This is a genomic window from Helicobacter sp. T3_23-1059 (genome assembly GCF_053654515.1).
Map to the genome: position 1 here is coordinate 25334 of NZ_JBSIUV010000003.1, position 16280 is coordinate 41613.

The 16280-nt window shown below is 38.7% G+C and carries 15 protein-coding genes and 1 other RNA gene; 11 read left to right on the forward strand and 5 right to left on the reverse strand.

From position 1 onward, the window contains the following. Positions 1 to 132 precede the first annotated feature (132 nt). The 4 genes from acpS to ACWIX0_RS01370 all read right to left on the reverse strand — a co-directional run bounded on the left by acpS (position 133) and on the right by ACWIX0_RS01370 (position 2371). The gene (gene acpS / locus ACWIX0_RS01355; protein WP_454171435.1) at positions 133 to 492 is read right to left on the reverse strand and encodes a holo-ACP synthase; all 360 of its coding nucleotides are present in this window, start codon (positions 490 to 492) and stop codon (positions 133 to 135) included. 201 nt (positions 493 to 693) lie between these two features. Continuing rightward, positions 694 to 1248 (reverse strand): flagellar basal body-associated FliL family protein, encoded by a 555-nt coding sequence (locus ACWIX0_RS01360; RefSeq protein WP_454171284.1) that lies wholly within the window; start codon positions 1246 to 1248, stop codon positions 694 to 696. A gap of 24 nt (positions 1249 to 1272) precedes the next feature. After that, complete coding sequence (locus ACWIX0_RS01365; RefSeq protein WP_454171286.1) at positions 1273 to 2058, reverse strand: RsmD family RNA methyltransferase; 786 nt, start codon at positions 2056 to 2058, stop codon at positions 1273 to 1275. Next, positions 2015 to 2371 carry a hypothetical protein gene (locus tag ACWIX0_RS01370; RefSeq protein ID WP_454171288.1) on the reverse strand — a complete coding sequence of 119 codons (357 nt, stop codon included), beginning with the start codon at positions 2369 to 2371 and terminating at the stop codon, positions 2015 to 2017. Before ACWIX0_RS01370 ends, ACWIX0_RS01365 begins: the two co-directional genes overlap by 44 nt. Positions 2372 to 2662: 291 nt before the next feature. Here ACWIX0_RS01370 and ACWIX0_RS01375 point away from each other — a divergent pair, with 291 nt between their 5' ends. The 9 genes from ACWIX0_RS01375 (at position 2663) to ACWIX0_RS01415 (ending at position 12778) form a co-directional block, all read left to right on the forward strand. Beyond that, the gene (locus tag ACWIX0_RS01375) at positions 2663 to 2839 is read left to right on the forward strand and encodes a hypothetical protein (protein ID WP_454171290.1); all 177 of its coding nucleotides are present in this window, start codon (positions 2663 to 2665) and stop codon (positions 2837 to 2839) included. Positions 2840 to 3579: 740 nt separating this feature from the next. Continuing rightward, positions 3580 to 3677: signal recognition particle sRNA small type (gene ffs, locus ACWIX0_RS01380), an RNA gene on the forward strand. A gap of 634 nt (positions 3678 to 4311) precedes the next feature. Then, positions 4312 to 5082, forward strand: a complete 771-nt coding sequence (locus ACWIX0_RS01385) for a fumarate reductase cytochrome b subunit (protein WP_454171291.1) — start codon at positions 4312 to 4314, stop codon at positions 5080 to 5082. Position 5083: 1 nt separating this feature from the next. After that, on the forward strand, positions 5084 to 7054 hold the full coding sequence (locus ACWIX0_RS01390; protein ID WP_454171293.1) for a fumarate reductase flavoprotein subunit: 1971 nt from the start codon (positions 5084 to 5086) through the stop codon (positions 7052 to 7054). Continuing rightward, complete coding sequence (locus tag ACWIX0_RS01395) at positions 7054 to 7812, forward strand: fumarate reductase iron-sulfur subunit (RefSeq protein ID WP_454171294.1); 759 nt, start codon at positions 7054 to 7056, stop codon at positions 7810 to 7812. The genes ACWIX0_RS01390 and ACWIX0_RS01395 overlap by 1 nt, the downstream gene beginning before the upstream one ends. Before the next feature lie 376 nt (positions 7813 to 8188). Continuing rightward, positions 8189 to 8905 (forward strand): hypothetical protein, encoded by a 717-nt coding sequence (locus ACWIX0_RS01400; protein WP_454171296.1) that lies wholly within the window; start codon positions 8189 to 8191, stop codon positions 8903 to 8905. Between the two features lie 163 nt (positions 8906 to 9068). Further along, the gene (locus ACWIX0_RS01405) at positions 9069 to 10841 is read left to right on the forward strand and encodes an McrB family protein (RefSeq protein ID WP_454171298.1); all 1773 of its coding nucleotides are present in this window, start codon (positions 9069 to 9071) and stop codon (positions 10839 to 10841) included. Continuing rightward, positions 10834 to 12606 (forward strand): McrC family protein, encoded by a 1773-nt coding sequence (locus ACWIX0_RS01410; protein WP_454171300.1) that lies wholly within the window; start codon positions 10834 to 10836, stop codon positions 12604 to 12606. The genes ACWIX0_RS01405 and ACWIX0_RS01410 overlap by 8 nt, the downstream gene beginning before the upstream one ends. A 46-nt stretch (positions 12607 to 12652) precedes the next feature. Next, positions 12653 to 12778, forward strand: coding sequence for a hypothetical protein (locus tag ACWIX0_RS01415; RefSeq protein ID WP_454171302.1), 126 nt, complete (start codon positions 12653 to 12655; stop codon positions 12776 to 12778). On the opposite strand, the gene ACWIX0_RS01420 is transcribed toward ACWIX0_RS01415, so the two are convergent. After that, positions 12750 to 12989, reverse strand: coding sequence for a hypothetical protein (locus tag ACWIX0_RS01420; RefSeq protein WP_454171304.1), 240 nt, complete (start codon positions 12987 to 12989; stop codon positions 12750 to 12752). The two genes, ACWIX0_RS01415 and ACWIX0_RS01420, sit on opposite strands and share 29 nt — an antisense overlap. 632 nt (positions 12990 to 13621) lie before the next feature. Between ACWIX0_RS01420 and ACWIX0_RS01425 the strand changes: the two genes are divergently transcribed. After that, complete coding sequence (locus ACWIX0_RS01425; RefSeq protein ID WP_454171306.1) at positions 13622 to 14959, forward strand: NAD(P)/FAD-dependent oxidoreductase; 1338 nt, start codon at positions 13622 to 13624, stop codon at positions 14957 to 14959. A gap of 22 nt (positions 14960 to 14981) precedes the next feature. Next, positions 14982 to 16268: an MFS transporter gene (locus tag ACWIX0_RS01430; protein ID WP_454171308.1), complete on the forward strand. Its 1287-nt coding sequence runs from the start codon at positions 14982 to 14984 to the stop codon at positions 16266 to 16268. Positions 16269 to 16280 lie beyond the last annotated feature (12 nt).

Below are 16280 nucleotides of genomic sequence, written 5' to 3' on the forward strand. Positions count from 1 at the left end.
AAATTTTAAAAAAAGCAATCCTACAAAAAAAAAAAAAAAACGAATTGTAAATGTAGTTTTGTAGTGAAAAATCTAGCAAGAGTGTTTTTAAGATTTTGAAATGGATTTGATGGATTTAATGTTGGATTTTGTCTAAAGGCTATACGCGCACACCACAGCGATAGCAAAACCGCCATCGTGGCTTATGCTTAATGCAAATATTTTATCGCCAAAAATTTTTTTTGCGCGTTTGGATAGGGCGATTTGGGGGGCTTTTGTGCTTGAGTATGAGAGAATCATATCTTTGAATGTTAGATTTTTGCTTATGCCTACTCCAAGTGCTTTGCTACACGCTTCTTTGCTAGCAAAAAACCCCGCCACACTCGCAAATGCAAAGCCTTTTTTTTCTAGCAATCCTATCTCACTTTTGCGCAAAAATCGCTTCAAAAATGCGTCTTTATGCTTTGCTAAGATTTTTTCTATGCGCACGATTTGGACTATATCCACGCCTATGCTAATCCCGCTAAACTTGCCAAAATCTGTGGCTATACTATTTTTTGTTTTTTTATCTGCGTGCTTTAAGATAGCGATTTTGCTATGTTTTTTGTGCTTTTTTTTGTTTTGCATTGCTAGGCTACATACATTTTGCAAATATTACAAAATCTAAATGTTGATTTTCAAAAAGCACAAAAATACGCAAAATCTAAACCAAACTTATCCAACTTGAATAATATAGTTGGTAAAAAGCACCGCGCTTACTTCGCCATCCATTAGGTATTCATTAAACCTATCTTTTAGCTCATTTAATGCGCGATTTTTGCCTTTTGTGGTGTTTAGCTCTTCAGGGCTTTTTGTGCTTAGGACTTCTATGATTGTGGCTTTGATGATGTCTAGTTTGCGCTCCACTTCGGCTTGGAGCTTAGCATCGCTTAGAACGAGAGATACGCTTACTTGCAAAAACGCTGTGCGTCCTTGCCCAGCGAGATTGATAAGAAATGGTTGCCCAACGATTGGAAAAATGGGTCCGGGGTTTAGAAATACCGCGCTTTCACTGCTAAGATTTGCATTTCTTTTGATGGATTTTTCTTGCTTAGCGGGCTGTTTTTTTGCTCCCTCTTCGACTTCCTCTTCCTCGTGTCCGCCACTCATTAGCATTATCACTACGATGCCTATGATGATGAGAAGTAGCACCGCACCTAAGATGATAAAAAGCATCATCTTATTTCCGCCTTTTGCCTCTCCTTGTTGGCTGTTTTCTTCTTCTGTCATTGTTTCTCCTTTGCTTTTTAGATTTTATGTAAGCGTTTTTAAATGTGGGGCAAAAAAAGTAATCGTGCTTTTGCCAAATGCCCTTTGCTTTATCTTAAAAAACTCCCCTAAGCACTCCTCAAACGAATACAAACTACTATGCTCTAGTATGATAAGCTGCAATGCGGAGGAGTGAATGTGAGCGATAATATTAGCGCATTTTTCATAAATATCGGCATAATTTTGCCTTATAAAAAATGGCGGGTCAATGTATAAAATATTAGATTTTGCCAAATGCTCTAAAGTCGATAAAAATGGCGGTAGATTTTGCAGGCTATTGCCCTCTATGATTTGATATAGATTTTGATTGCTTGTTTGTGGTGTTTTTTCGCTATTTTTTGTGGCTAGATTTTGGATAGATTTTGACGAGCTAGAATATGTTTGCAAGCTAGAATCTTTATGCCTCTCTAAAAGTGCTAGATTTTTTCGCAACACCTCTAATGCCTCTTTGTCTTGCTCAAAAAAAATTGCTTTTTTTGCACCCCGACTTAACGCTTCTATGCCCATACTCCCGCTACCACTAAATGCCTCGATAAACTGCGTCCCGATAATAGAATTTCCCAAAATATTAAAACAAGATTCTTTTAATATCGATTTGCTAGGGCGTGCGCTAGATGGGGCATATAGCTTTAATCCTTTGTATTTGCCACCCACTACACGAAGTGTTTTGTTTTCTTTTGATTCTCTTTTAGATTTTTGATGAGAGGTGTTTTTGTTTATTCGTGTGCTATTTTTGGGATAGGATTTCATAGAGTTTTTGGCGGAAGTCATTTAGGGTTTCTTGGATAAGTGTGTCTATTTTGGCAAATGTTTTTGCATCTTTTGGGCTAAGTTTTGTGATTGGTTCGGCTTTGCAATATCGCTCATAAAAAATCCGCAAGTTTGCTTTTAGCGTCTCTGGGGTAAATGGCTTTTTGATATGCGCTCCGCTAAAATTGCCTACCAAACACACGGGCTTCATATCGCAAGCCTGATAGTCCGAAAGCACAAAATCGCATTTTTCTAGCGAGCTTTGATAGTCTTTTAGATATGGCTCTAGGCTTTTTTGGAGAAGCTCAGATTCACATATTATGGCGATTTTCATTCGTGTTTCCTTGCTTTTTTTAGGATTTTGCTTATGCAAATGGCATTATACGCTTTTATCTTAAATGCTATTTTAAGAGGAATCAATATTAGTCTAGCCTTTAACACCGTTTCAAATGCCCTACATATCGATATTTTGAGGACTTATTCACATACCATACATATATATGAACTAATAATTAAACAGGTCGCGAGGGTGCGTTTTCAAAAATTTTGCAATTTTTATTCACAAATTGTTTTTTTTTTTTTTTGCAATACTTTGGTTTATTAAATTTCTTGCAAAGGATTTACTATGAAGTTAGCTCGCTTATTTATTTTGTGTCTTGTTGTTTTTAGCTTTAATGCTTGTGAGGATTTGGCTGAAAAGATTGAGAATAATGAAGTTTGTCAGTGCAATACTGTTGGTGTTGTTGTTACACCAGAAGATGAATGTCAATACTGCCCCTGTTTGCAAAAGTGTAAAAAATAATTTTTCTCATTGCATTGTTAAGTCTGTTTTTGTCCTTACACATTTTTTTTAAGGCTAGGGCTATTCTAGCCTTAAAAAATCTTACACATACCCCTTAAAATCCATTTTATAGCTTTGTAACCCTTATCTTTTATCGTAAAAACCCTTTTTTTTGTTAATTTTACTTGCATTTACTTTTTTGAAGTAGCGCGATATTTTTGCGCGGGCTTTTGTCCGCGCTGTTAAAAATATCGCAAGGCTTTGCCATTTTTGCGCATTGCGCTAAAAACCTCATTAAAATCTTTTCTTTTTCTGCGTGTGAGACTGCGCAGATTTTTTCTTTTCTTTTCAATAAATACTAAATTGACACAATCCCGTTATTTACGCACTTTTAGCATTTTCTCTACGCAATATTTTCTTTACTTAAAATCGCGCAATCTTTTAAGCGTAACCCCCTACAACGCCCAAAAGGCTAGCTGTTAAGCTGTTGTATCCCCTCCCTCTACTTATCGCTTAAAATACCTTTGCAAAATCAAAAAAGCAATCTAGCAATAAAAGCCTGCGTAAGCCACAAACAAATGTGGGCTTTTTGGATTTAATATGCCTTTTTTGATGAAAAAGCTGTTTTTCTTACCTTTAGATTATCAAAGATAAGTAGTTGCCAAATGCTCGCCACCATAAATAATCCAAACATGTGCAAAGTTTTATTCAATATAATTAAAGCATTTTTAAGTAGATTTTGGCTAAAATCCCCCCGCTCCTTTTTAGACCTATGCAAGGTGGATTCTAGGCAACGCTTCAGGGTGGAAACACAGCAGAGCACTTAGATTTTGCCTGTGCCGTAGGTATCTAAAGAGGAGTTTTTACCGCCTATACTCACAAAATCTACTTTAAGCAAAAAAAAGCAAAAAACATAAAATCCACTATAAAAACACAAAATCCATTCACAAAATCTGCGCTTTCATATTTTTTCTATCAAAACCATCGCCAAAATGACACAAAACTACATATTTTCAAATATAAAATTTAGCGTTTGTATTTGCCATATTTGCTATTATTTTGATTTTAGGCAAAACTAGCAAAATCAACAAGATTTTATTCGCAAATTTTGCCCATATTTGCAAATCATTTTTTCTACAAATTCGCATAAAACAACTTATACACCGATATTTAATCGATATATTCCATACTTTCATCTAGTATCACAAACGCACAATAAATGCACATAAACTTCACAAATTATTAACAAATTTTTCGCAAAATTCCCAATTTTTTGATAAATTGTTATTGATTTATATTATAATTTTGGCATCGTTTTTGAGAATGCTACTCTACTTGGTTTTTAGGATTTGACACGCTAGATTTCTTAAAAATACCGCATAAGCGATTTTATGAGATTTGTAGATTTTGATTCCTAGATTCCGTGTGTTGTGGGTGTTTTTGGGGCGAGATTTTGTGCCTTTAGATTCTAAGTCTTAGTGAAAGGAGAGAATATGCGAGACGAAAGGATTATCGAAAGCTATACGGGCGTTACCACAGAGCGCAAAAAAAGCAGAATGCCCGCAAGGCTAGACTGGTGGCAAAGTGCCACAGGGCTGTTTTTGGGGCTGTTTATGATTGCTCATTTGTTTTTTGTATCTAGCATACTTATTAGCAAAGAAGCGATGTTTTTTATCACCAAAATGTTTGAGGGGAGTTTCATTTTTGGTGAAGCAGGCAAACCCGAAATCGTGGCATTTATAGCGGCTATTGTGATTGTGGCGTTTGTAGCACACGCATTTTTAGCGATGAGAAAATTTCCTATCAATTACCGCCAATTCATCAAGCTAAAAACACACAAAAACCTTATGAATCACGGCGACACTACATTGTGGGCGATACAGGCTTGCACAGGATTTGCGATGTTTTTCCTTGCTATGCCACATCTATTTGTCAATCTCACTCAACCTGAAAACATAGGACCACTTACTTCTTCATTCCGCTTTGTGCAACAAAACTTCTGGCTACTTTATATTTTCCTACTTTTTGCAGTCGAGCTACACGGCTCTATCGGGCTATATCGACTATGTATCAAATGGGGTTGGTTTGAAGGGCTAGGACTAAAGACATTACGAAGTATCAAATGGGCAATGTCTGTGTTTTTTATCGTGCTTGGGCTATGCTCCTATGCAGCTTATGTCAAAATTGGGTTAGATTTAGACGCGCATAAAAGCATACACGATTATAGAGTCATAGACGAACAAACACAAGGAAGAGGAGAGTAAGATGAAAGTAGTATATTCAGACGCGTTAATCATCGGCGGAGGCTTAGCAGGGCTTCGCGCAGCAGTAGCTGCTAGACAAAAAGGGCTTAGCACGATTGTCCTATCTCTCGTGCCTGTGCGCCGTAGCCACTCCGCTGCTGCGCAAGGCGGTATGCAAGCAAGTCTAGGTAACTCAAAAATGAGCGATGGCGATAATGAAGACTTGCACTTTGCAGATACGGTCAAAGGTAGCGATTGGGGTTGTGATCAAGATGTCGCTAGAATGTTTGTAACCACCGCACCAAAGGCGATTAGAGAACTTGCCTCTTGGGGTGTTGCTTGGACTAGAATCCAAAAAGGCGATAGGACAGCGGTTATCAATGCCCAAAAAACAACCATTACTGAAGAGGATTTTAGGCACGGATATATCCACTCACGCGATTTTGGTGGGACAAAAAAATGGCGCACTTGCTACACTTCGGATGCCACAGGGCATTCTATGCTGTATGCCGTAGCAAATGAAGCCTACAAACACGGCGCAGACATACAAGACAGAAAAGAAGCAATCGCTCTTATCCATCAAGATGGCGTATGCTATGGGGCTGTGGTGCGGGATTTGGAAAATGGCGAGCTAATCGCGTATGTATCAAAAGGCACGCTAATCGCCACAGGTGGATATGGCAGAATCTACAAAAACACTACCAACGCCGTAATCTGCGAAGGCATAGGGCTTGCTATCGCGCTTGAAACAGGTGTGGCAAAGTTAGGAAATATGGAGGCGGTGCAATTCCACCCCACCCCACTTTTCCCAAGCGGAATCTTATTGACAGAAGGTTGTCGCGGCGATGGTGGGATTTTGCGTGATGTCGATGGTTATCGCTTTATGCCTGATTATGAGCCTGAGAAAAAAGAACTTGCAAGCCGAGATGTTGTTTCACGCAGAATGATTCAGCGAATCCGCGAGGGCAAGGGCGTAAAATCTCCTTATGGCGACCATTTGTGGCTTGATATTACGATTTTGGGTAGAGAGCATATCGAGCGAAATCTGCGCGATGTCCAAGAAATCTGTGAAGTATTTGCAGGGCTTGACCCCGCAGAAAAATGGGCACCTGTCAAACCTATGCAGCACTACTCAATGGGTGGTATCCGCACCAACTACAAAGGCGAAACTTACCTAAAAGGGCTTTTTGCTGCAGGCGAAGCGGCGTGCTGGGATATGCACGGGTTTAACCGACTCGGTGGAAACTCTGTAAGTGAAGCGGTGGTAGCAGGTATGATTATCGGGGATTATTTCGCGCAACACTGCGTAGAATCTCAAGCAAATATCCACACTTCTGTGCTTGAAAAATTTGTCCAAAAAGAGCAAGCATACCTAGAATCTCTTGTCAATAATAGTGGCAATGAAAATGTCTATACGATTAAAAACGCTATGAAAGAGATAATGGAAGAAGATGTGGGGATTTTCCGCGATGGCAAAGGACTAGCAGATGCGGTAACGCGACTAGAGGAGCTATATAAACGAGCTAAAAATATCGGTATCTCCAATAAAAAGCTACACAACAACCCCGAGCTAGAGGACGCATATCGCACACCAAAAATGCTAAAACTAGCACTTTGTGTAGCAAAAGGTGCGCTTGATAGGACAGAATCTAGAGGGGCGCATACACGCGAAGACTTCCCAAAACGCGATGATGAAAAATGGCTAAAACGAACACTCACAAGCTGGGAAGACCCCACACAAACAATGCCTACGGTAACCTATGAGGAGCTTGACATTATGAAAATGGAGATTGCGCCCGGATTCCGTGGATATGGTGCAAAAGGTATGATTATCGAAAATCCTCTATCAGCCAAACGCCAAGAGCAAATCGATAAAATCACTGCCGAAATCCAAGCTAAAGGTGGCGATAGATACGAGCTACAAGAAGCGTTAATGGATTTTAACTTGCAGCCAAAATACAAGGCTAGAAACCAACGACTAGGAGATAAGTAATGAGCACACAACAAAAAGGACGAACCCTAACCATTCGCGCACTAAAATTTGACCCCAAAAGCGCGGTGTCTAAGCCACATTTTGCCGAGTATAAAATCGAAGAAACCGACTCTATGACGATTTTTATCGTGCTAAATATGATACGCGAGAAGCAAGACCCTGATTTGAGTTTTGACTTCGTGTGTCGTGCGGGGATTTGCGGAAGCTGCTCTATGATGATAAATGGACGCCCAAGACTTGCTTGTCGCACACTGACAAAAGATTTCCCTGATGGCGTGATTACGCTTATGCCATTGCCTGCGTTTAGACTTATCAAAGATTTGAGTGTCAATACAGGCGAATGGTTTGCTGGTATGACAAAGCGCGTGGAGAGCTGGGTGCATACCAATGAGGAAGTTGATATTTCCAAGCTAGAAAAACCTATCGAGCCAAAAGAAGCTGATGAAGTGTTTGAGCTTGATAGATGTATCGAGTGTGGGTGCTGTATCGCTAGCTGTGCGACAAAGATAATGCGCGATGATTTTATCGGTGGCGCGGGTATGAATAGAATCGTGCGCTTTATGATAGATTCTCACGACAAACGCACCGATGAGGAATGGTATGAAATCGTAGGCGATGATGATGGAGTATTTGGCTGTATGAGCCTTATCGCTTGCCACGATACCTGCCCCAAAAACTTGCCATTGCAAAGCAAAATCGCGTATTTGCGTAGAAAAATGGTAAGCGTAGAGCAAGGCTCAAAAAAGGCAAATGCCTAAGAATTAAACGCGAATTAAAACCGTTTAGCAAACGCGCTTAAATGCCTAGAATCTAGCGTGTGGATTTTATTTGATTTTACACGCTAGATTTTGGTTTTTTTTAGCGTTTTTGTATGTTTTAGCCTTTTTTAAAAAAAACTTATAAAATCCTTACAAAATCCACATTTTGGACAAAATCTAAAATACCTAAAATCTATCAAATACCCTTTTTGCAAAATCTACTTAACCAACCCAAAACTTACAAAATCCACCAAAAAACCATTTCCACCCCCACCCAAAATATCTGCCAAAATCCACAAAATAAATGCCTAAAATTGTGGTTATATTTACTTTGTAGATATATATTTTGCAAATCTTTACTATTTAAGGAAAATCTATGCCATCTCTTTTTTCTAGTAGCAAAAATCTTGCGTGTTGTATGTTTGTGATTGCGTTAGCGACCGTGTTTAGTGGGTGTGCTAGCTACTTTATCACGCCCAAAAATGAAGCGACTTTCATCAAAGGCGTGCAGGTTTTGCACTCTGCCAAACCCCACTCCAAAGTCCAAGCAGAATTTGCCCAAAAAGATTTGCAAGATGGCGTAGTAGTCGTGTATATCAGCGCGGAATTGCTTAGTGGCAAGGCACTCATTTTTAGCACAGATGACATAAGCGCAAATTTCGAGGGCAAGGCACTTAGAGTCTATCATTACGATAGGCTAAAAAATAGCGAGCTAAATTTCATCGACATTTTGCAGCAATACAATATCCCAACCCCCACGCCAAGTGTCCAGCAAAACAATTTCTACAATATCTCGCCTCTGTATTACTACGGCTATCAAGGATTTTTATTTTACCCGCCGATGATGAGTCCATTTTTTAGCCAAAGTCCTAGCTCGATTGCCTATATGCAAGAAAAGCGCGGGGCATTGAAAGTATTTTTGATGAATTACCTAAGAGAATCAACCCTAAAGCCAAACACTAAAGCACAAGGTGGCTTTGTGGCTATCGCCAAAAAAGGCATAAACAAAAACGGAATCTTAGAGCTAAAAATCACGCTAAATGATGAGACACATATCTTTCACTTCAAAATCAAAAAGCGCAGAAATATCTAGCGTTTTTTAGTCTTTTTTGCAAAACGAGCAAAACAAAATCCACTCAAAAATCTATCGATTTCTAGCGCAAATCGTTTTTTTTTTTTTTGTTATAATGCGTCGTGTTTTGTGCTTTTGACATAAAAATACACGATACAAAATTAACTGAAAATAAGGGGTTGAAATGACAGAGCAAATACAATGGAAAGAAAGCAAAGTAACAATTAGAGGCAATCAATATTTTCATTACCCACAAGATGAAAACGAATTTAAAAATGAAGTCGTAAAAAGTGGTGGGTGGATAGCACATATTCACAAAAATGGTGCTTTTGTGGATAAAGTAGAAGCAGATTCTAGCGTGATATGGCAGTCTCCTATTTTTACGCATATTAAAACAACCACAATAAATAGTAAAGATATTGAACAAATTTATGAAAATTGCAAAATCTACGCCGTTCCAAAAGGTTACGAGGATATGTTGCCACAAATAACACAAAATAATCTTAAACCAAAAGGAAAAAATGTGATAACTAATCCGCCACTTAATCAAATCCTCTATGGACCGCCGGGGACGGGCAAGACTTATAGCACGATTGATAGGGCTTTGGAGATTTTGCATTATTATGATAAGTCAATGCAGATTCCCGAATCTAGAGAGGATAAAAAGGCGATTTTTGAAAAATATAAAGAATGTGGGCAAATCGCGTTTGTAACCTTTCATCAAAGTTTTTCTTATGAGGAATTTGTCGAGGGCATAAAGCCAAAACTTATAGATTCTAGCGAAGTCGCACAATCAAGCCAAATGGAATATCAAATCAAAAGCGGAATTTTTAAGCAACTTTGCAAAAACGCGCTAGAAAATTTGGAAAATTCGCTAAAAGATACAAATACGCTAAATGCGGAAAATCAAATATCTAATTTATTTGAAGCCTTTATCGAACATATCCAAAATGAACAAGAACAGGGCAAAGAATATGTTTTAAAACAAAATGATGAGAGTGATAAAAATTGGCTTGTAGAGATTGCACCGTATAAAAATACAAACTATAAAACTATAAGAATTTTTACGCGTAATGGATATTTAGCAAAATGGCCTAAATTTTTGACACCAGATAATATTAAAGCGTATTACAAAGATTTTAAGGCAGACAATAATTTTAAGATTCCATCAAGCGGGAATCGCAAAGGCTACATTGAAGATTATAGATTTTACAGCGCGTTTTTTACAAAAATGCAAGAGTTTGAAGCAACTTGGCAAGATAGTAGTGAAATAGATTTAAGCAAAGCAGTGCTAAAGCCCTACATTCTCATCATCGATGAAATCAATCGTGGGAATATCGCTAAGATTTTGGGCGAACTTATCACGCTTATCGAGCCTAGTAAGCGAATCGGCGCGAGTGAGGAACTGCGCGTAACCTTGCCATATAGCAACGAAACCTTTGGAGTGCCGAGCAATCTCTACATAATCGGCACGATGAATACGGCTGATAGAAGTATTGCCCTGCTTGATACCGCGCTTCGCAGGCGATTTGAGTTTGTAGAGATGATGCCAAATCCTAGCCTTTTACGCACGGATTGCGAGGGTGTGGATTTGCAATCCTTGCTACAATCTATAAATGCGCGAATCGAATTTTTGCTTGATAGAGAGCATACCATTGGGCATAGCTTTTTTATCGGCGTGGATTCTATGGAGGATTTACGCGAAGTCTTTGGGCTAAAGATTATCCCGCTGTTGCAAGAGTATTTTTATGATGATTATAAGAAAATCCAAGCCGTGCTAAATGATAATCAAATGATTCAATCAAAGCCAAAACCCGATTTTTTGGGTAAATTTAACGATGAAATAGATAGTGAAAAAGTCGTGTATGAAATCACAGATTCTAACTCGTGGGATACATTGACTTTCACTAAAATCTACCAATCAAACGATTCACGCGAATCTAGCGACAATGAGTAAAAATAACACCCTTTGTATCGCCGAGTGGCAGAGCTTTGGCGTGGAGGATATAGCTCAGGTGCTTTGTCATACTGAGCGTAGCGAAGTATCCAAAAACGATAATAAAGACTTGCACGCTGTTTTAGATTCTTCGGTCGCTTCGCTCCCTCAGAATGACAAAGAAAAACTACACGACAAAGCCCAAAAGTTTTTCAATGAACTTAAAAATTTCGCTGATGACAAAGGCAACCACATATTTTTAAATTCTTATGGCAAAAATCGCCTTAAAGCGCGAAACTATGTCGGGCTTATCCAAACCAAAAGTGGATTTTGCATTGAAATTTTGCCAAAGACTTTTCGCACAGCAAATGAAAATGAGGGCTTTAAAATTCAAAATTGCGCCTGCTCGTCATTGCAAGACAAAGCAAACTTATTTTCTTGTCATACTGAGCGTAGCGAAGTATCTCAAAACCTTAATAAAAATAGAGATATTTCGGTTTCTACGAAACCTCAATATGACAATGTAAATTTTTTACCTACAGCTCAAAATGATAAAAAAATGGATTGCCACGCCGACAAATCGGCTCGCAATGACAACGCCCACCCCCTGCGCCACCCGCACACAAGGGAGGGGGAATCTTTGCCAAATAAGCGCACAAAATGCCAAGTGTGTGAAGCAAAGCAGATTTTACTCAATATGCTTAAAACTTTGAAAAAAAGTCCATTTAAGCAAAGCCATATTTCAAACCTCAAAACGCGCAAACTGCCCTTGCTTGAAATCTTTGCCAATATGTTTTTAGATGAGTTAGAGTGCCTTATCAAAAGGGGCATAAAGAGCGATTATGTCGTGCGCGAGGAAAATCGCGCGTTTCTCAAAGGCAAATTGCTTTTTAGCGAGAATCTAAAGCAAAATTTCGCGCACAAAGAGCGGTTTTTCACCGCAAGTGATGAATTTATCGCCGATATTGCGCCAAATCGCCTTATTGTCAGCACACTTTTGCTTCTAAGCAAGTGTAATTTCAGTGCCAAAACAAGTGGGCGCATTTTACAAAGTCGCTTTGTGTTTGAGGGCATCGCGCATAGTCAAAATTATGACAAAGACTTCGCAAAATGCGAGAATCTACGGCATTTTAAGAGTTATGAGATTTTGCTTTTGTGGTGCAAAATTTTCCTCAAACGCCATAATTTTATGCCCTATCAAGGCGGGGATAAGGCATTCGCGCTACTTTTTGATATGAATGCGCTGTTTGAGAGTTTTGTAGCATTTCATCTCAAAAGGGCGTGTGGCGAGGGGCACAGCATAAAAGCACAGGAAAAAAGCAAATATTTGCTAGAGATAAATGGTGAGCGAAAATTTCAAATCAACCCCGATATAGTGTGCTATAAAAACGGCGCAAAATCCGCGCGTTTTATCGCTGATACCAAGTGGAAGATTTTAGATTCTAGTCGAAATGATTATGGAATCTCACAGGGCGATTTATATCAGCTCTTTGCGTATTTGGCGAAATATCAGTGCGAAAAAGGCTATCTTATCTACCCAAAAATCACGGATACAAGCACACGAGAATCTAACTCCACGCAAGAGGCACAAATCCCACGAGAATTTATCTACAAAGCACGCATTTGCTTTTTTGATGAAAATCGATTTGATGAAAAACAACTTAATGAGAATCAAAAAGAAAATCCAAAAACCCACAAAAAGCAAAATCTTACTTTGCAAATCTACTTTTTTGATTGCCAAAATCCACAAGATTCTGCTCGTTATATATTGCAAGCAAAATCATAAAAAAACGCTACAAATCTAGCCTTTTGACAAAACTTAGATTCTCACAATGATTACGATAGATTACCACGCATTAGATTCTGCAAAAACACAGAATCTAATTGCTCGCAATGATGATAAAGATTCCCCCTCCCTTGCGGAGTGGGCTAGGGGGTGGGTATCTTGTCGGGCTTAGGTTTCGTAAGTAGCCGAAGTATCTCGTCATTGCGAGCGGATTTGTCAAAAACCCGCGTGGCAATCCATTTATTAGTTTTTGTAAAAAAGCGTGTTTTTGGCATTTTATAGCGATAGATTGCCACGACTCTAGCTTTTTGACAAAACTTAGATTCTCGCAATGACAAAAACAAAATCCTTGCTACAATGACGGCGTGGTTTTGGATTGCCACGCATTAGATTCTGCAAAGACACAGAATCTAATTGCCCGCAATGATAAAAAAGCGCAATGATAAAATGTTTGTCATATTGAGGAAGTAAAACGACCGAAATATCTCTTTTGTGTTTGTAGATTTTGGATACTTAGGATTTTAGAAAATCTTTTATATCTCCAACAAGTCTTTTTTGCGCTATTTTTGGTATCGTCTATATTTTTTCTATGCTAAGTATCACCCAAAAAATCCTAACCCTACAAACCCTCCAAATCAACAACTGTCATACTAAAAAATCCCAAAAACCGCATTTTTCGATAGTATTCAAACCACATTCACACCATAGTTAAAAGTTTTGCCTCAAAAAAAAAAAAAAAAAACGCTTCCTCCTAAATTGCGTAAATCCTAAATTGTATAAATTAGATAAATTTAGTATGCGCTACATTCACACCTGCATACGAAAAAATCCACACATAAGAATTAAAAAAATTCTCTTAAACTTCATATTTAGCAAAGAAATTTTTAAGTGATTTTTTGCAAAATCTGTTACTTTTGGTAAAAATTGTTTTTTTTTTTTTTTTGGTTTTGACTTAAATTGCGCAGTTTTTTATGTATGCTAAAAGCAAGAAACCACAAAAGACAAGGATAATCAAATGCAAAAATACATAAAAAGACTACCTCGCCTTGATAGTATAGATGGAAAAATTGGCTGGTTTGAAATCTGCAAGGATAAAGAGCAAAAAATAGGCACAACACTAACCCACGATGAGCAAGTGGATTTTGCCATAATAGGAGCTGGAATAGCTGGAGTTAGCACTGCTTATGCACTCTCTAGCAAATACCCCAACGCCACAATAGCCCTTATAGAAGCTCTAAAAATCGGGCAAGGCACAAGCTCTAGAAATGCTGGTTTTATGATTGATTTACCGCACAATCTTGATGGGAGCAAGCCAAATATCGCGCACGATAAAAAAATCTATGAGCTAAATTGCTTTGCAATCAAATTTGTAAAAAACCTTGTAGAAAGCTACGGTATCGATTGTCAATGGCAAAAAGCTGGCAAATATATGTGCGCGTATGAACGCAAAAATATCGCAGGGCTAGATGCGTTTCAAAAGCACTTAGCCCCTTGTGGATTTGAGTTTTTGCGACTTAGCGACAAAGAGTTACAAGCAAGGCTTGGCACGGATTATTACAAGCAAGCAGTTTTTACACCTGATAATATTTTGTTAAATCCAAGTGCGCTAATGCGTGGATTAGCAAAACACTTGCCAAAAAATATCGCAGTGTATGAGGAAAGCCCTGTGATAGAAGTGGTAGAAAATCACAGCCACAAGATTCTAAAAACTCCAAATGGAAAAGTAAAATGCAAGACACTTATTTTGACTCTAGATTCTCATTTAGAAGAGTTTGGCTATGTCAAAAACAAGCACGCACCTATATTTACTTATGCCTCTTTAAGCGAACCTTTAAGCGATAATGAAATAAAGCAATATTTTAACAATGTGAAACCCTATGGACTAACAAGCGCACACCCTGCAGGCACGACATTGCGATTTACGCCTGATAAGAGAATCTTTGTGCGCAATTTACTAGATTTTTTCCCGCAATTATCCTGCACAAAAGCGGATTTAGCGAGGGCGTATCAAAGCACTAGGGATTCTTTTGAAGCTAGATTCCCACATCTAGCGCATAAATCATTTCAATACACTTGGGGCGGAATGCTCTGTATGACACTAAATCGTCAAAGTATCTTTGGAGAAGTGGCAAAAAATGTCTATGTCATAGGCGGAAGTAATGGTGTGGGAATGGCAAAGGGCGTGTATCTTTCGCATTATTTAGTGGATTTAATCGCGGGGGAAAAAGGAGAGAATTTGGATTTTATCTTAGCAAACAATAAGGCAAGCTATATGCCACCTGAGCCGTTGCGTAGCATTGGCGCAAAACTGCGTCTTTGGTATGAGCAAAAAAACGCCGCAGGCGATATTTGATAAGACTCATAAGGAAAAAACGATGCAAAAAACACAAACAATATCATTTGAAGAAATACCTTTTGGCAAGACGCATTTGCGCATAGGACTTGGAGGTATTGGAGGACAATTTTGCGATGGATTTATACTAGGCATTATTGGTATTACTATGTTGCTAGCGCAAAAATCTTTAGGGCTTACTTCTTGGTGGCTAGGGGCGATAGGAGCAGCTTCGCTTTTAGGATTATTTTTTGGCTCTTTGATTATGGGGGTGGTAGCAGATAAAATCGGGCGGAAACCTATTTTTGTATGGACTATGCCATTATTTTGTCTCATCTCTGTGGCACAATTTTTTGTAGATTCTGCATTACAGCTTTTTATTTTGCGACTTGTTTTGGGTTTTGTGCTGGGGGCAGATTATGTGGTGGGGATTTCTCTAGTGAGTGAGCTAACACCCAAAAAACACAGAGGCTCACTTCTCTCCGCGATGATGATAGGCTGGGTAGGAGGCTATGCCCTAGCATACTTCGTAGGATATATGATGCAAGACTTTGGCGAAAATGCTTGGCGATATATTTTACTTAGCTCTGCGTTGCCTAGCTTTATAGTCGCGCTATTAAGGATAAACTGCCCATCTAGCCCATTTTATCTAATAAAGCAAGGACAACACAAAAAAGCACAACTAATGGTGCAAAAATATTTTGGGGAAAATATCGCACTGCCAAGTCATATCGATGAACCACACTCAAGCGGGTATTTTGCTCTTTTTAATCTCAAATGGATAAAAACCACATTAGTAGGCATAGTTTTTTACTCGGCACAAGTGATTCCATATTTTGCGATAAGCACTTTTATACCCGTGATTTTAGAATTGCTAAAAGTAGAAAATCCCTATCTTGGCGGGATAGTGTATAACCTTTTTTTGTTTATAGGCTCTGTGTTAGGATTTTATGTTATCAACAAAATCTCACGCAGATTCTTTGTGGTGGGGAGTTTTTATCTTTTAGCTATGATTATGGCGGTTTTGGCTGGCTTTAGCGATTTATTGCCATCATTTTTGGTTGTTTTGTTGATTTGCTTATTTTCCTGCGTGCTTGCTGGGGCTGGAGTGCTTGAGTTTGCCTACACGCCTGAGCTTTTTCCTGTGGCTTTGAGGGCTTCTGGTGTGGGGCTAGTGATTGCTTGCTCTAGGATAAGTGGGGCGGTTGGGACATTTTTTTTACCCATCATGACAGAGAGATTCTCTATCTCAATAGCATTGTGGATAGTGTTTGCCACAGTGGCTTTTGCGGGGGTATTTTGTCAAATTTTCGCCCCCAAAAACACATAAATAGTAAGGAGT

Coding starts and splice junctions, on each gene's coding strand:
- ACWIX0_RS01360 (WP_454171284.1), bottom strand. CDS start 1,248: ATGACAGAAGAAGAAAACAGCCAACAAGGAGAGGCAAAAGGCGGAAAT.
- ACWIX0_RS01365 (WP_454171286.1), bottom strand. CDS start 2,058: ATGACTTCCGCCAAAAACTCTATGAAATCCTATCCCAAAAATAGCACA.
- ACWIX0_RS01370 (WP_454171288.1), bottom strand. CDS start 2,371: ATGAAAATCGCCATAATATGTGAATCTGAGCTTCTCCAAAAAAGCCTA.
- ACWIX0_RS01375 (WP_454171290.1), top strand. CDS start 2,663: ATGAAGTTAGCTCGCTTATTTATTTTGTGTCTTGTTGTTTTTAGCTTT.
- ACWIX0_RS01385 (WP_454171291.1), top strand. CDS start 4,312: ATGCGAGACGAAAGGATTATCGAAAGCTATACGGGCGTTACCACAGAG.
- ACWIX0_RS01390 (WP_454171293.1), top strand. CDS start 5,084: ATGAAAGTAGTATATTCAGACGCGTTAATCATCGGCGGAGGCTTAGCA.
- ACWIX0_RS01395 (WP_454171294.1), top strand. CDS start 7,054: ATGAGCACACAACAAAAAGGACGAACCCTAACCATTCGCGCACTAAAA.
- ACWIX0_RS01400 (WP_454171296.1), top strand. CDS start 8,189: ATGCCATCTCTTTTTTCTAGTAGCAAAAATCTTGCGTGTTGTATGTTT.
- ACWIX0_RS01405 (WP_454171298.1), top strand. CDS start 9,069: ATGACAGAGCAAATACAATGGAAAGAAAGCAAAGTAACAATTAGAGGC.
- ACWIX0_RS01410 (WP_454171300.1), top strand. CDS start 10,834: ATGAGTAAAAATAACACCCTTTGTATCGCCGAGTGGCAGAGCTTTGGC.
- ACWIX0_RS01415 (WP_454171302.1), top strand. CDS start 12,653: ATGATTACGATAGATTACCACGCATTAGATTCTGCAAAAACACAGAAT.
- ACWIX0_RS01425 (WP_454171306.1), top strand. CDS start 13,622: ATGCAAAAATACATAAAAAGACTACCTCGCCTTGATAGTATAGATGGA.
- ACWIX0_RS01430 (WP_454171308.1), top strand. CDS start 14,982: ATGCAAAAAACACAAACAATATCATTTGAAGAAATACCTTTTGGCAAG.